This window comes from Kribbella sp. NPDC043289 (genome assembly GCF_056436705.1).
The window spans coordinates 677,035-692,026 of sequence record NZ_JBWKCB010000001.1 but is presented as its reverse complement, the minus strand read 5'-3'; the positions used below and the strand labels follow the sequence as shown (position 1 = coordinate 692,026).

The following is a 14,992-nucleotide window of genomic DNA, read 5'->3' as shown; positions in this document are numbered from 1 at the left end:
GAGGTCTAACCGACCTGGGGGGTGGGGACAGTGCGGCGTCGCAAGATCGCGGTCACTGGTCTGATTAGTTTCGTGCTGGGGGCGCTGATCGCCACCGTCATCGTCGTACTGGTGACGCGCGACGGCACGCCGGCGGACGCGTCGGCGAAGAAGGCCGGGAAGGCCGGCGCCTCCGCACCACCGCCGGCCAGCGGAACGGCTCCGGTGCCGACCGCGACGCCGATCACCGCGAAGCTCCCGACCCTCAACCTGACCACGGCGAAACCGTCGTACGCCGGTCCCCGGGCTGCCGGACTGGAGCAAGGCCGGGTACCGCGAAGGCGCCGGCCTGCCCGACGACTCGAAACTCACGCCGGACCAGAAGTGCCGCATCAGCGCCGACCGCCTGCAGAGCGAGTACGGCGTCGTGCCGAACGACTCGAAGGACGACTGCGATGGTCTGCAGAAGCCGATCGACGCGATCCGGACCGGCTGCTCGGCGCAGGCGTCGTACGACAAGCTCTCGCTGATCGAGCTGCCCGCGGGTCAGCTCGACGTCTCGAAGCAGCTCGGCGTCGACGCGGACTACCTGGTGGTCCGTGGTGCCGGGGCGGACAAGACCACGTTCGTGTTCCGCCCGGACGAGAACACCCGGTACGACGCGCTGACCAAGGACGGCGGCGACTGGGACGAGGACGGGATGGAGTTCGAGGACGGTACCGGGGGCTGGCTGTGGCCGGGCCGCGGGCTGTTCCGGGTGCAGAGCCGGGCCGTGGATCCGGACTACCAGGAGGCATACGAGAAGGCGCCCGCGAACCGCAAGGACCTCTTCGAGGGCACCGTCAATGTGCACTGGAAGGCGGGCCTGAAGCTGCGCGAGAAGCCTGGTGGTGCGGGCTTCTCGGCGAAGACCGGCGAAACGGTGATCTACCTGGACGAGAAGGCCAAGCTGGACACCGTGAAGCCCGGCGGGTACGTGAACGTCCGGTCCGCGAACACTATGAAGTTCTACCAACAGCAGCAGGCGTTGCCGACCGACCACGACCTGCAGAACCTGCACATGCGGCAGCAGATCTTCACCGTCAAGGCAGTCGACGAGGCACAGCACACCGTCACGATCGACAAGCCGCTGGAGTACGACGTACCGGTCGACTCGACGTCGGACGGGTCGGAGAAGATCGCCAAGAAGGTGTATCCGTCGAAGCTCTCGCCGCTCGTCGACCCGGTGCTCGGCGTCGGCCTGGAGAACTTCTCGATCACCCAGCCGGTCGACGCCAAGCCCGCCGACGCGGTTCACAACTACGGCAACCTGGCGCCCGCCGACGAGGTGCACGGCATCGTGCTGAAGTGGGCAGCGAACTCGTGGGTGCGCGGTATCCGGACCACGATGACCGGCTCGCACGCGATCGTCACCGAGGAGGCCAAGCACCTGCAGATCCAGGACAACGTCTTCGACGGCGCCTGGAACAAGGGCAAGGGCGGCAACGGGTACCTGCGCGGTTCACGGGTCTGGGACTCGATCTACGCCCGCAACATCTCCCGCGGCCTACGACACCTGACGCTGCAGTGGTCCTCCTCCGGAAATGTTGTCATTGGCAACGACCTGGACTCCGACCTGAACCTGCACGGCGGCTGGGAACGCCGCAACCTGTTCGAGCTGAACACGGTGCACGTCCCGTTCGAGCACCGCTCGTCGAACTGCAAGTCGAACTGCGGTGGCGAGGGCGGCGAGGAGAAGGACGACTCCACCCGGTCCAACGGCGTCGACGCCACCAAGACCGACGCCGGCCAGTCGTTGTTCCTGACAACAATCGGTTGAAGTTATCCACAGGTTCCATCTCGAAGCCCCACAGCGCCGCTGACTCTCCGTAAACTTCCATGCATGAAGCGCCTGGGGCTCCGCATCATCACCACCTGCCTGGTCATCGTCCTGGCCGGCTGTACGTCGTCCGCCAAGTCAGACCCACCCGCCACCGACCAGCCGGCGGCAAAGCCCGTCGACTTCAGCCAACCAACAACCCCACAAGCAGCCGAGAAGACCGCACCCGCAGGTGATCGGACCAATCAGGCCCTGCAGACAGTTGCCGCCCGCGGCCAGCGAGTGGTCGCCGGTGGGTTCGAGGAATCGGACAACCTCAGCAGAGCCCTGTTCCTGAGCAGCGACGACGCGGGCAAGACCTGGACCCGCGGCCATCTCGACACGGATTCGGTCGCCCGATCGCACCCCTTCGAAGGCGTGACGGAGATGGCCGCCGGACCGGCAGGATTCGTTGCCATCGGCGACGGACCGAGCACGGTCCTGTGGCACAGTGCCGACGGGACGACGTGGCAGCACCTGGCCGACGATCCCAAGGTGATCCGGAAGACGGACTACCTCAGAGATGTCACCGCCACCGCGACGGGGTTCGCGATCGTCGGCGGCAGCACCGTCGGCGGCAATCACCTCGTCTACTGGCAGTCCACGGACGGTGTCACCTGGCGCCGCACCGAAGGTCCCTCGATCGGCCTCGAACAGACCGTCCCGGGCGAGGTGACCGGCGACGACATCGTTGCCTCCGGCAAAACCATCGTGATCGCCGGAAACCTGTCCACACCGGACAATGCCAAGCAGACCGACCGGCTGCAGTACTGGTACTCCACCGACGGCGGTCAGCACTTCCGGACCGCTGCGGTGCGGGGCGACGTCGCGAAGGACTACAGCGTTTACAACAACGCGCTCGCCGTCGGCGACGGGAAGTTCGTGGCGCTCGTCCAGGGCGGTGGCTTCGACGAGGTGAACAACTCGTGGGACACGCTCGTGGTCGAGGGCGGTCCCACTGGCGCCTCGTGGCAGGTCGCGGCGACTCCGTGGACGCTCGGCTCGGCGTACGAGGACATCCCTGGCACGCTGGTCAAAGCCGGGAAGGACTGGGTCGCCACCGCCCAGGTCTCCACCACCACGGTCGATACGACCGTCGCCGTCGGGCCTACCTGGGCACAGCTCGCCGACGGCACCGACGCGAACAGCCAGCGCGCTCGCGGCACCCAACTCATCACCGACTCGGTGGCCGTCGGCAACGACGTGGTCATGGTCGGTTCGAACGACCGGAGCGGTTCGACCGAGCCGGCGATCTGGCGGTACGCCGAGGCGCGCGTCTCCCCCGTCGCGCTGGCTCCCGAACTGTCCGGCGGCCGGCCCTCGGCGGATGTGGGCAAGATCCTGCGAGCAGGCAAGGAGCTGGCCGCGGTGGGCGACGTGTCGAACGATCCGACCGGTTGGACACAGTCCGGCTCGACCTGGCAAGCCACCACGTTGCCCGGGCGGAAGGTCGGCGTACGCAACTACATCCAGAACGCCGCCGCGACCACGGACGGGCGCGTGGCCGCCGTCGGCGAGAAGAACCTGGCGATCGGGCGCCGGGCCGCGGTCTGGGTCCGAGGCACGAACGGCCATTGGACCGAGGCCGATTCGCCGGTGTTCGGTGTCGGCTCGCGCTCGCCGTACGGCGGACCGAGCGCCGCCGCGATCGCGGTGGGCCCGTCGGGCTGGGTAGTGGTGGGCGGGCGCCAGGACGGCGCCGGGCACACGGACGCCTGGTCCGCGTACTCCAAGGATGGCCGGAGATGGGTCGAGGGCGTCGGAGGCACGGTGCTGCCGACCAAGTCCGGCGGCTCGAGCGCGCGCCGTACCCCTGGCCAGAACCTGCGGACGGTGGGCACGGGTGAGGCCGGGATGACGACGGTGCTCGCGGTCGGCTCGCGCTTCGTCGCCGGCGGCGATCGCGGCGACGGGACCCCGGCCGTCTGGTTGTCGGCGAACGGCACCGACTGGAAGACGGTGGTGAACCTGCCGCTCGCGAAGCGCGTCTCCTCGGCGAATGTCCAAGGTCTCGGACGCATCGGGAACACGCTGGTCGCGTTCGGCGACTACAGCCGCACGGAGGACGACACCGAGGGCGGCTGGGTGACGTGGACCTCCGAAGACGGCGGCCTGACGTGGACGAACCAGATCGCCGTACCCAGCCGGGCATTCACCGGCGAGCTGGTCTCCGTCCCGAACGGTCTGATCGCACTCGGCACGACGGGCACCGACGACGAGGCCGACGCGGCTGCCTGGTTCAGTCGGGATGGGCGGGTGTGGAAGGCGATCGCGGTTCCGGGTGGGCGGGCTAAGGGGGCTGGGCGGCAGGGGCTGGTGGCGGGGGTGGTCGATGGTGGGAAGTTGTTGGTGGCTGCGTTTGATGTGCCGCCGGCCGGGGGTGGGTATTACACGGTGGAGATGGACCTCCCGAAGTAGGGCGTGGTGGAGGTCACTAGGCTTGGGGCGAATCCCCCGGTACTTGTGAAAGGACTCCCCGTGAGTGTCGATGAGCTGACTGCCCAGGTCGAGCGTGCGCGCCAGGACTACGAGGCGCTGGTGGCCAGGGGTCTCAAGCTGGATCTGACGCGCGGGAAGCCGTCGCCCAAGCAGCTCGATGCGGCGAACGGCGTGCTCGAGCTGAGCGGTGAGCCGATCAGCGCGGACGGGACCGACCTGCGGAACTACGGCGGCCTGCAGGGGCTGCCCGAGGTACGGGCGATCTTCGCCGAGGACCTCCAGGTGCCGGTCGAGCAGCTGCTCGCCGCCGGGAACTCGAGCCTCGAGCTGATGCACGACGCGGTCGTCTTCGCGCTGCTCGGGAAGGTGCCAGGCGCGGAGACCCGCTGGGCCGACGTGGAAGGGCTGTCGTTCCTCTGCCCGGTCCCGGGCTACGACCGGCACTTCGGCATCTGCGAGCGCTACGGGATCAAGATGATCCCGGTGCCGATGACGCCCGAGGGCCCGGACATGGATGTCGTCGAGCGGCTGGTCGCCGAGGACTCCGCGATCAAGGGCATCTGGTGCGTCCCGAAGTACAGCAACCCGGACGGCACGGTGTACTCCGACGAGACGGTCCGGCGGCTGGCCGCGATGGAGACCGCGGCGCCGGACTTCCGGATCTTCTGGGACAACGCGTACGCCGTGCACCACCTGACCGACTCCCCCGCACAGCTCGCCGACGTCCTCGCGCTGTGCGCCGAGAACGGGCACCCGGACCGCGCGTTCGTGTTCGGGTCGAGCTCGAAGATCACCTTCGCCGGCGCAGGCATCGCGTTCTTCGGATCGTCGCCGGACAACATCAAGTGGTGGCTGAGCCACACGATCAAGCGGAGCATCGGCCCGGACAAGATCAACCAGCTGCGGCACGTGCAGTTCCTGCGGGACGCCGACGGGCTGCGCGATCACATGCGGACGCTGGCCGACCTGATCCGGCCGAAGTTCGACGTGGTCGACAAGATCCTCACGGCTGAGCTCGGTGGCACCGACTTCGCGTCCTGGACCGCCCCGGCCGGTGGCTACTTCATCAGCCTGGAGGTTCCGGAGGGCTGCGCCCGCGAGGTGGTCGCGAAGGCGAAGGCGGCCGGGATCGCGATCACGCCGGCCGGCGCCACCCACCCGTACGGCGACGACCCGACGGACCAGGTGATCCGGATCGCCCCGACGTACCCGGAGCTGCCGGAGGTCGAGGCCGCGATCACCGGTCTGGCCACCTGCGTGCGGCTGGTCGCGGGCGAGAAGCTGCTCGCCGATCAGGCCTGAGGCAGCTCGAAGATCAGGCAGGTCGACGTCGCGTGGGCGAGCAGCTTGCCGCGTTCGTCGTACAGGTGGGACTCCGCGACCGCCGTACGACGACCGCGGCTGATGATGGCTCCCACGCAACGCAGTACGCCTGAGTCGACCGTCACGGGCTTGATGAACCGCGTCATCAGGTCCAGCGAGGTGTAGCCGACGCCGGCCGGCAGCGTCGAGTGGACGGTGCAGCCGGCGGCGGTGTCGAGCAGGGTCGCGATCACGCCGCCGTGCATCGAGCCGAGCGGGTTGTAGTGGAACTCGGCTGCCGGCATGGACACAGTCACCTTGCCCTCTTCGGCTTCGAACCCGGTCGCCCCGACCAGTTGCAGGATCGGCGGCGCCGGCAGTCGCCCGTCCTGCATCGCCCGCAGCGTCTCCAGCCCGGACGCGCGGCCGATCTGCGCCGCCGTCTCGGCCGGGTCCGTCCAGGTGAACGTCCGGCTCCGGGCCGTCTGCTGAGTCCCGGTCTGAGTCTCCGTCATGGACCGAGCCTCACATCACCAGCTGGGTCTGTCAACGAGACCTAGAGCGCATTACGCTGATCGGATGAGCCTGACCATCTACAACGCGCTCGACTGGTCGGTGGAGAACTGCCCGATCGGGCGAACCATGGAGATCCTCGGCGAACGCTGGACGGTCGTCGTACTGCGTGAGGTGTTCAACGGCATCCGCCGGTTCGACGATCTCCGGGTGCGCACCGACATTCCGCGTCAGGTGCTGTCCAACCGGCTCGCCACGCTCGTCGAGCACGGGATCCTGCGCCGGACGCCGTACCGCGAACCGGGCGCGCGGCAGCGGTACGAGTACCGCCTCACCGAGCAGGGCCTCGATCTCTACCCGATCCTGATCGCGATCCGGGACTGGGGCGACAAGTACCTCGCCGGCCCCGAGGGGTCGCCGCTCAGCATCGAGCACCGCGACTGCGGCGCGCCCGTGCACACCGAGCTGCGGTGCGAAGCAGGCCACTCGGTGACCTCGCCGAGGGACGCCGTACCGCGTCCTGGACCAGGAGCTCGACGACGCTCAAACGTATGAAATACAAGGGATTCGGCGGGTAGCTGCATCTTCCCGGCGAGTAGTCGCTAGGCTGCCTCGGGGAGGAATTCAGTGAGGCAGTTCAATGCACCACCGGAGTGGCCCGCACCGCCGCGACCGGACTGGCGACCACCGCGACGATGGCAACCGCCGGAAGCCTGGGGACCGCCACCGGCACGCTGGGCGTTCTGGGTGGACAAGCACGGTAAACCGGTCCGCGGACCGATCGGCAGGTACGGCGGACCGCGCCGGACGACCGCACTGGCGGTCATCGTGGTCCCGGTCGCGCTGATGACACTGGTACTCGCGTACCCGTTCAGCGGCGAGGAGTCCACGAGTTCGGCGCCAGTACTCGCACCGTCATCACGACCGACGCTGCCACGGGCGACACACACCACCCCGGCGCCGGTCAGCGAGACACCGACGACGGTGGCCGTGCAGACGCCGACTCCGACTCCGGTGCAGACCACTCCAAAACCTTCGCCGACATCGACCAGCACTTCGACGGCCCTCACGCCGACACCTACACCTACACCGACGCCGACTGCATCTCCGACGTCACCGAAGGCCGTGACCACGGCGTCGACCTCCGCAGCACCGCCGACTCCGACGACCACTCCGACGACCACTCCCACCACGGCCACAGTGGTGTACCAGAACTGTGACCAGGTCCGGGCCGCCGGCAAGGCGCCGCTGCACCGTGGCGATCCCGGATACTCCCCGGAGCTCGATCACAACGGTGACGGCGTGGCCTGCGGCGACCGCGGTAACTCCTGACGGATCCCGGCGGTCCACAGCTCCTGCGTCTGGCTGATCCAGAAGGCCGCGAACAGCACGATCAGCGTGCCCTCGATCCACAGCACGGCGTGGTCCCAGCCGAACGCCTTCTTCCAGACAAACATGAACAGCGGTACCGCGACCATCGCCACCGCGATCACGGAGTACCGGTTGGCCGGTGAGTGCGGGACCGCGTGCTTGCGTTGCTTGCGCCGGTACTGCTCCGCGTTCAGCAGCACGACCGCGACGATGCAGACGAACATCACGATCGCGGACGCGTAGTGCGCGTTGCCGATGAACCCGGACCGGTCGGCGAGGAACCACACCAGCCCGCCGACGAAGATCAGTACCGCGATCCCGAGCCCCAGCACGTACATCGGGGTCCACCCGGCCGGCTGCCGCATCCGGTCCCGGGCGATGAAGAACGCGGTCAGCAGCAGGCAGGGTACGCCGACCACGAACACCGCCAGCATGTTGTTCGAGACGTTCGGCGCCGCGTCGCCGAGTGCGACAGGCACCGAGCGACAGGCGCCTTGGCCGGGCGTCGGAACCAGCGCGACCACCAGCGCGAGGATTCCGGCGACGTTGAGCAGGATGTCCTCGGTCTCGGTGTTGCCCTTCAGCACCACCATGCAGACGCCGATGGTGATCAGTCCGCCGACGAAGATCGCGCGGACCGGCGTGTAGTAGTACGCGCTGATCGAGGTCTGCAGGCAATGCGGATCGGTCTTCGACCACTCGATCACCAGAGCGGCGCCGAGGAGGACGATCATCGCCACCATCGCCATCCGCAGGTAGCGGTAGGTCTTGATGGAGTACTCACCGGGCACGGTCATCGTCGGCCCCCTCGGCACGAGCTCGGAGTGTGCCGTCAGTATGCGCTGTTCACGAGCGGACGACGAGATGACCGGTTCCTGTCAGCGGATCCGGATGGACTTCTTGTTCATGAACTCCTCGATGCCGGCCGGGCCGAGTTCGCGGCCGAGGCCGGAGCGTTTGATGCCGCCGAACGGCAGGTCGGCCTGCGAGCCGCCGGCGCGGTTCAGGTAGACCATGCCGGCGTCGATCCGGTCGGCGACGCGGCGGTTGCGATCGGGGTCGGTACCCCACACCGAGGCGCCCAGTCCGAACGGCGTGTCGTTCGCCAGCCGTACGGCGTCGTCCTCGTCGGCCGCCTTGAAGACAATCACGACGGGGCCGAAGATCTCTTCGTAGTACGCGTCCATCGCGGGAGTCACGTCGGTGAGGACAGTGGCCTCGAGGTACGCGCCGGGGCCGATGCGACGGCCGCCGGTGCGGAGCGTCGCTCCTTGCTCGACCGCCTTCTCGACCTGCGCGGCGACCTCGTCGGCGGCCGCGATCGAGGCGAGCGGCGGGAGCTTCGTCGCTGGATCGGAGGGGTCGCCGGGGACGTAGTACTCCGCGACGCGTTTCGTCAGGCGGTCGACGTACTCGTCGTAGAGGTCGGCGAGCACGATCATGCGTTTCGGTGCGTTGCAGGACTGGCCGCAGTTGCGCATCCGTGCGGTCGCGGTGGCGTTGACCGTTTCGTCCAGGTCGTCGGTGTCGAGGATGACCAGTGGGTCCGATCCCCCGAGCTCGAGCACGGTCTTCTTGAGGTTCTTCCCGGCTTCGGCGGCGACCGCGATACCGGCCTGTTCGCTCCCGGTCAGCGAGACGCCGGCGATCCGCGGGTCCTCGAGGATCGCGGGGATCTGGCGGCTCGACGCGAACGTGTTCACGTACACGTCGTCCGGTACGCCGGCCGCGTGCAGGATCTCCTCGATGGCGCGCGCGGACCGCGGGCAGATCGAGGCGTGCTTCAGCAGGATCGTGTTCCCGAGCACGAGATTCGGCGCGACGAACCGGGCCACCTGGTAGCACGGGAAGTTCCACGGCATGATCCCGAGCAGCGCGCCGATCGGGCCCTTGGTGATGACGGCCTGACCACCTTTGATGTCGATCGGCTCGTCCGCGAGCAACGCCGGCCCGCGCTCCGCGTAGTACCGGAAGATGTCGACCACGATGCCGACCTCACCCAGCCCTTCGCTGACCCGCTTGCCCATCTCCAGCGTCATGATCCCCGCGAGCTCGTCCGCCCGCTCCGCAAACAGCTCCGCCGCCCGCGCCACGACCGCCGCCCGCTCCCCCACACCCCGCCCCCGCCACCCCGGGTACGCCGCATGCACCCGCGCAACCGCCGCCCGAACCTCCTCCCCCGTCGAGTTCCCCACTTCCTCCACCAACACCCCCGTCACCGGATCCGTCACCGAGTACATAAACCCTCCATCCATCGCGGTCGCCAATTCACCATACTGTATACAGTGAGCCGATCTGTTGTGGTACCGCCGTCTCACCAGGCATGCTCGAGGAGCCCGTTGTACCGCCCCGCTGAGGATCGGATGCCCGCCCGTGTCTGAGCAACGGAAGTTTCGTCGTGTTGTGCGGCTGGTTGCTGTGCTGGCCGCTGTGTCGGTGCCTTCGGTGGCGCTTGCTTCGCCGAGTGCTACTGCTCCCCCGGATCCCGTGAACGCCTGGCAGTTCCCGCATTGGCCGCAGAAGCAGCCGTGGCAGGAGTCTGGACAGGACAAGCGGGTCGCGACCACTGTCTCCCAGGGACTGCCGGGGCCGATCGACCCGCAGAACTGGGAGAACCCGGATCACATGACGTGGAGCGACTACGTCAAACCACCGGGAACTAACTGGGCCGACCCGGCTGTCAAGGGATCGGAGCGGACCTTCAAGGGTGCGCTCGTGCTGCTCGACTACCCGAACCAGGACTTCGTCATCACCAAGCCCAAGGGGTCGACCGCCTTCGGCAATCCGAGTGCCGCGGCGAACGGCGTACCGCGGGATCAGGTCGCGCAGTTCTACCGGAACTTCCTCAACACCCCCGAGCCGCTGAACCACGGCCACACCCTGCACGAGTACTGGATGGAGGATTCCGCCGGCCGCTACGGCGTCGACCTGACCGCCTTCGGCCCGTACCGGATGCCGGGCAAGTCGCACGAGTACGGCATGGAATTCCAGGGTGGTGCGAGCTGCCCGGCCGGCGACACCTGCACCAAGGACATCCGCACCGACGGTCGTGCGGCGTGGGTCGCCGACCAAGGGACCGAGGTACCCGCCGGCTATGACTTCGTGTTCTTCCTCAGCGCCGGCCAGGACGAGTCGTCGACCTGGCAGGAGTTCGGGATGATGAAGTTCCCGACCAAGGAGGACGTGTCGGAAGCCTTCGGCCCGCCGGATCCCGCGCAGAAGAACTGGTCGGACACCCGGTACGTCGACTGGACGTCATGGGCGGCTGGATCGTCGATCTGGCCGAACGCGGGCGGCGGCTCGTCGACCCAGGCGGAGAGCTCGGGGATGGCGGTCTTCGCGCACGAGTTCAGTCACATCCTCGGGATCGGCGACAACTACAACAACCCGTACGGCATCCCGGCAAGACGCGCGTACACCGGCATCTGGGAGATGCTGTCCCGGGGCAGTTTCAACGGTCCGGGTGGACCGCACAGCCGGTGGATGATCCCCGCGACCGGCGGCGCGTCGATGGGCGCACAACACATGCTGCGCAACAAGATCAAGCTGCAGATGGTCGACGACCAGAACGTACTGCGGTTGTCCCGTGAGGCGCTCGCGTCATCGGGCGTCGTGATCGCGAACGTCACCGCGCGCAGCGTGAACCCGGGCGCGAAGGATCTGTCCGGCATCAACATCGAACTCGGTAGCGCCGGTGATCTCGATGCGCCCTGCGACGTGAACAAGGATCCGCTCTGCGACGGCCGTGGGTACCAGAACTACACGGTCGAGGTGGTGGACCGGATGGGCACCGACTCGTTCACGCCCGATTCCGGCGTACTGCTGGCGAAGACGAAGAACGAGGACCGGGCGCCGTTCGAGTGGGTCATCGACGCGAACCCGCAGGACATCAACCTGACGGACTACGTCCTGCCCGACGGGACGAAGGTTCCGATCACGATCGGCGACTACCGTCAGTTGTCCGACGCACTGTTCCACGCGGGGACGAACTCGGGCAGCGAGTACGAGTACACCGACACCGCGAACCGGCTGCACTTCTACATCACCAACGTGCACCGCGACGCCAAGGGCCAGCTGTCCTACACCGTCGCGGTCCGATCCCTCGACGGCTCGGGTCCGCAGAAGCGCGGCGTACGCCTCCTGCCGACGGTCGCGAAACCGGACCGCAGCGGCGTCCGGACCTGTAACTTCCGCCTGACCAACACCGGCAAGGCCGGTACTGGGCCGTACCTGAAGGGCGATGTCTACCGCTTGTCCGCGAAGTCCAACGGCTGGCCCATCGCCCTCCCCAATGCACTCGCCACCGCGAACGCCGGCCAGCAAACCACCGTCCCCGTCTACACCAAGGCAGGCACCGGCCCCCTCGCCAAAATCACTCTCACCGCCACCTCCGAAAGCGACCCCACCAAGTCATCCACCGCCACCTGCATCGCCATCAAGCACTGACCGCAACGCGCCGGGCGTCCAGGCTTTCTGGACTCCCGGCGCCGCATACAGGTACTCCACGATCTGGTCGATCCCCCAGCCGTGGGACTCGGCTAGGCCGGTGGCTATCCAGTGGAGGTACGGCGCGGTTGGGGCTACCGGGGTGAGGTCGGCGACTGTTCCGTGGGTGACTGTGAACATCGGGAGGCCGTCGAGTTCGCCTAGTCGGATCAGGGTCTCGTAGCGGCCCGGGCCGATCGTGTGGAGGCGGTCCACGTTCGGGAGGAGGGCGGTGACCTCGAGGGCGAAGGGGCCGCCGGGGTCGCGCCACATCTCTTGGGCTGCGACGTCGCCCAACTGGTCCGGGGTGAGGAGGTACGCGCGGCCGGCCAACTGCGTGGGTGCGGACGGGTTGTAGAAGGCTGAGCCGCCGCCCCAGACCTTGGAGGCGCCGGCGAACACCAGGCCGCCGGGAACCGTGACGGCGGTGGTCTTCTGCGGTGGGTCCTGGTTGCGGCACCCCGGGTACACCCGCGCGCCACCGCGTGGACGGCCTCCGGAGATGTAGCACGTGAAGCGTTCGAGAGCGAGGTTCGATCCATAGGCGACGTACCAAATGCTTTCCACAGATCTCCCCGCTCCTCCGTCGAGCCGGCGTACTGGTTGCTGGTAGCAACGATTGTCGCGCCGGGCCTACCACGTTCACGAGTCATCCTCGCACCTTATGCACAGAATTGCGGCGCTGTGGATAAATTCGATTGCCGAAGTCCCTTGAAAATAAGGGCTTTCGGGTTTGAAAAGTGTCGGAGGGGTGTCTACGGTGTGGGTATGGAGATTCTCGGGGAGCGACCGGTGTGGTCGATGAGTGGCGGCGAGATGGTGTCGACTCTCGACGCCACGTACGCCGAGATCGCCCGCCTCGAGACCCTCGCTCTGCACCTGACCGCGGGCCTGGAGACCATCGGCTACGCCAAGGACGTCGGTGCCGGCACCACGGCCCGGTTCCTGACCTTCCGCTACCGCATCGACGCCACCAAGGCACGCCGCGATGTCCACCTGGCCAACGCGCTGTCGAAGTACCCCGCGGTCGCGGACGCACTCCCCGATCCCAATCCCGACCACGATCCCGAGACCACCCACAGCGACACCCACAGCGACACCGGTGAGGGCGATGTGGGTGAGGGCGATGTGGGTGGTGGGGTGCTGTTGCATCCGGCGCAGGCTGAGGCGATCGTGTCCGCGCTGGATAAGTTGCCGACCACGGTGCCGGTCGAGGACCTGGCGGTCGCCGAGCGGGAAATGGTCGAGCTCGGCCGCACGCACGGCCCGCTCGACCTCCGCAAAGCCGCCACCCAGATCCGCGATCGTCTCGACACCGACGGCCCCGAGCCCGCCGAGCAGAAGGCCTACGACCGCGAGACACTACGGCTGAAAACGGCCGACAACGGCGTCACCTTCAGCGGGTTCCTGGCGAACGAGAACGCCGAACTGTTCCGCACCCTGATCCACACTCACGCGAAACTCCACAAAACCATCGACGGCGCCCTGGACCCCCGCAGCCGCGACAAACGCCAGGCCGACGCCCTCACCACCATCCTCGGCGGCACCAACGCCCACAACACCTACAACACCGGCACCAGCACCAGCAACCTTGCAGGTGACCGCACCGCCGGCGCGGGAACGCCCGAGAACGCGACGGGTTCGGCCGACGACAGCGCGACGAGTGCTCGCAGCGCGACTCGGACCGGCGGTGCAACTCGTGCCGGCGCGAACCCGGCTGCCGCCGGCGGCGCGACTCGTGCCGGCGGCGCGGCTGGTTCCGGCGGCGCGGCTGGTGCCGGCGGCGCGAGCCCGGCTCGTGCCGGGCACGGCGTGAAGCCGCACATCACCGTCACCATCGACTTCAACGACCTCAAGGCGGCTGCGGCGACCGCGACAGGTCAGCTGATCTACGGCGGCAACCTGTCCGCGGCCACCATCCGCCGACTCGCCTGCGACGCCCACATCCTGCCGATCGTCCTCGGCTCGGACTCCCAGCCCCTGGACGTCGGCACCACCGTACGGCTCGCCACCGGCCCCATACGCAAAGCTCTCATCACCCGCGACAAAGGCTGCGTCTGCTGCGGAGCCCCACCCATCTACTGCGACGCCCACCACGTCACCAGCTGGATCGACGGCGGCGAAACCAAAATCAACAACCTCGTCCTCCTCTGTAAACGCTGCCACCGCGACCTGCACGCCGGCAGCTGGGACATCCACATCACCAACGGCATCGTCCACGTCACCCGCCCCACCTGGGCCACGCCCGATCGCGTCCCGCGCGGCAAATACCGCCCACCAACCGCCGCAACCACGTCTACCGCAACCACACCCAGCTCAGCCACCCCCGCTGCAGACACACCCGGCGCAGCCACCCCCGGCGCAGGCACGCCCCGCGCAGACATGCCCGGCGCAGGCACCCCCGGCGCAGCTACCCCCGGCGCAGGCCTGCCCGGCCTTCCCGCACGGGTCTGGCCGCGTGACACCGATCCACCCTGGATCAGCGCAGAGGACGCCGCCCGCCTCAACCCCTGGGGCGACGCGCCTGACGAACGGCCTGCCCGCACTCGAACGCACCCACCCGCCGCTGACTTCGATCCTTGGGGCGACGGCGGCAGCTCGCTCGCACAGGTCGATCCTCACAGCGACCTCAGCCCGAGCACCACCGTCGCGTTCGACCCGTGGGGTGACCTTGCCGCGGTCTCTGGCGACAACGAGTGCAGCCCTGCCGACGGTTCCAAACTTGACCCCTGTACTGCCGACGGTTGGCATGACTCCGCGGAGCCTCACACAACTACCGCTGCCTAAACGCGGCCAGCTTGCAGCAACCTCGTCCTCCTCCGTAAACCCTGCCAACGGGTGGCCTGACTCCCCGGAGCCTCACACAACCACCGCTGCCTAAACGCGGCCACCTTGCAGCAACCTCGTCCTCCTCCGTAAACCCTGCCAACGGGTGGCCTGACTCCGCGGAGGCTCGCACAACTACCGCTGCCTAGACGCGGCCAGCTTGCAGCAACCTCGTCCTCCTCTGTGAACGCTGCCACCGCGACCTGCACGCCTGCACGC

13 protein-coding genes are annotated in these 14,992 nt (G+C 67.9%); 7 read left to right on the top strand and 6 right to left on the bottom strand.

Annotated elements, in window-relative coordinates; genetic code table 11:
• Positions 1–5: 5 nt before the first annotated feature.
• Positions 6–257 carry a hypothetical protein gene (locus AC0662_RS03260; RefSeq protein WP_478298175.1) on the bottom strand — a complete coding sequence of 84 codons (252 nt, stop codon included), beginning with the start codon at positions 255–257 and terminating at the stop codon, positions 6–8.
• Between the two features lie 149 nt (positions 258–406).
• Here AC0662_RS03260 and AC0662_RS03255 point away from each other — a divergent pair, with 149 nt between their 5' ends.
• The 3 genes from AC0662_RS03255 to AC0662_RS03245 all read left to right on the top strand — a co-directional run bounded on the left by AC0662_RS03255 (position 407) and on the right by AC0662_RS03245 (position 5,578).
• Entirely contained in the window at positions 407–1,798 is a 1,392-nt protein-coding gene (locus AC0662_RS03255; protein ID WP_478298173.1) for a hypothetical protein, read from the top strand.
• A gap of 63 nt (positions 1,799–1,861) precedes the next feature.
• The gene (locus AC0662_RS03250) at positions 1,862–4,255 is read left to right on the top strand and encodes a WD40/YVTN/BNR-like repeat-containing protein (protein ID WP_478298171.1); all 2,394 of its coding nucleotides are present in this window, start codon (positions 1,862–1,864) and stop codon (positions 4,253–4,255) included.
• Positions 4,256–4,315: 60 nt separating this feature from the next.
• Positions 4,316–5,578: an aspartate aminotransferase type Ic gene (locus AC0662_RS03245; protein ID WP_478298168.1), complete on the top strand. Its 1,263-nt coding sequence runs from the start codon at positions 4,316–4,318 to the stop codon at positions 5,576–5,578.
• Here AC0662_RS03245 and AC0662_RS03240 read toward each other — a convergent pair.
• Positions 5,569–6,093 (bottom strand): PaaI family thioesterase, encoded by a 525-nt coding sequence (locus tag AC0662_RS03240; RefSeq protein WP_452198674.1) that lies wholly within the window; start codon positions 6,091–6,093, stop codon positions 5,569–5,571. The genes AC0662_RS03245 and AC0662_RS03240 overlap by 10 nt on opposite strands.
• 64 nt (positions 6,094–6,157) lie before the next feature.
• Here AC0662_RS03240 and AC0662_RS03235 point away from each other — a divergent pair, with 64 nt between their 5' ends.
• The gene (locus AC0662_RS03235) at positions 6,158–6,646 is read left to right on the top strand and encodes a winged helix-turn-helix transcriptional regulator (protein ID WP_478298166.1); all 489 of its coding nucleotides are present in this window, start codon (positions 6,158–6,160) and stop codon (positions 6,644–6,646) included.
• Between the two features lie 47 nt (positions 6,647–6,693).
• On the opposite strand, the gene AC0662_RS03230 is transcribed toward AC0662_RS03235, so the two are convergent.
• On the bottom strand, positions 6,694–7,281 hold the full coding sequence (locus AC0662_RS03230; protein ID WP_478300219.1) for a hypothetical protein: 588 nt from the start codon (positions 7,279–7,281) through the stop codon (positions 6,694–6,696).
• Here AC0662_RS03230 and AC0662_RS03225 point away from each other — a divergent pair.
• Positions 7,217–7,423: an excalibur calcium-binding domain-containing protein gene (locus tag AC0662_RS03225; RefSeq protein WP_478300184.1), complete on the top strand. Its 207-nt coding sequence runs from the start codon at positions 7,217–7,219 to the stop codon at positions 7,421–7,423. The genes AC0662_RS03230 and AC0662_RS03225 overlap by 65 nt on opposite strands.
• Here the strand turns inward: AC0662_RS03225 and AC0662_RS03220 are convergent.
• Both AC0662_RS03220 and AC0662_RS03215 read right to left on the bottom strand, forming a co-directional pair.
• Entirely contained in the window at positions 7,378–8,259 is an 882-nt protein-coding gene (locus tag AC0662_RS03220) for a hypothetical protein (RefSeq protein WP_478298164.1), read from the bottom strand. The genes AC0662_RS03225 and AC0662_RS03220 overlap by 46 nt on opposite strands.
• Positions 8,260–8,340: 81 nt before the next feature.
• Positions 8,341–9,702 carry an NAD-dependent succinate-semialdehyde dehydrogenase gene (locus AC0662_RS03215; protein WP_452198668.1) on the bottom strand — a complete coding sequence of 454 codons (1,362 nt, stop codon included), beginning with the start codon at positions 9,700–9,702 and terminating at the stop codon, positions 8,341–8,343.
• Between the two features lie 163 nt (positions 9,703–9,865).
• Here AC0662_RS03215 and AC0662_RS03210 point away from each other — a divergent pair, with 163 nt between their 5' ends.
• On the top strand, positions 9,866–11,908 hold the full coding sequence (locus AC0662_RS03210) for a M6 family metalloprotease domain-containing protein (RefSeq protein WP_478298162.1): 2,043 nt from the start codon (positions 9,866–9,868) through the stop codon (positions 11,906–11,908).
• On the opposite strand, the gene AC0662_RS03205 is transcribed toward AC0662_RS03210, so the two are convergent.
• Positions 11,873–12,514: a histone deacetylase gene (locus AC0662_RS03205; RefSeq protein ID WP_478298160.1), complete on the bottom strand. Its 642-nt coding sequence runs from the start codon at positions 12,512–12,514 to the stop codon at positions 11,873–11,875. The genes AC0662_RS03210 and AC0662_RS03205 overlap by 36 nt on opposite strands.
• A 201-nt stretch (positions 12,515–12,715) precedes the next feature.
• Here AC0662_RS03205 and AC0662_RS03200 point away from each other — a divergent pair, with 201 nt between their 5' ends.
• Entirely contained in the window at positions 12,716–14,734 is a 2,019-nt protein-coding gene (locus tag AC0662_RS03200) for an HNH endonuclease signature motif containing protein (protein WP_478298158.1), read from the top strand.
• Positions 14,735–14,992 lie beyond the last annotated feature (258 nt).

Bases quoted from the DNA above. Each gene is read 5' to 3' on its own strand.
- AC0662_RS03200 (WP_478298158.1), top strand. From the start codon at position 12,716: ATGGAGATTCTCGGGGAGCGACCGGTGTGGTCGATGAGTGGCGGCGAG.
- AC0662_RS03250 (WP_478298171.1), top strand. From the start codon at position 1,862: ATGAAGCGCCTGGGGCTCCGCATCATCACCACCTGCCTGGTCATCGTC.
- AC0662_RS03235 (WP_478298166.1), top strand. From the start codon at position 6,158: ATGAGCCTGACCATCTACAACGCGCTCGACTGGTCGGTGGAGAACTGC.
- AC0662_RS03220 (WP_478298164.1), bottom strand. From the start codon at position 8,259: ATGACCGTGCCCGGTGAGTACTCCATCAAGACCTACCGCTACCTGCGG.
- AC0662_RS03240 (WP_452198674.1), bottom strand. From the start codon at position 6,093: ATGACGGAGACTCAGACCGGGACTCAGCAGACGGCCCGGAGCCGGACG.
- AC0662_RS03215 (WP_452198668.1), bottom strand. From the start codon at position 9,702: ATGTACTCGGTGACGGATCCGGTGACGGGGGTGTTGGTGGAGGAAGTG.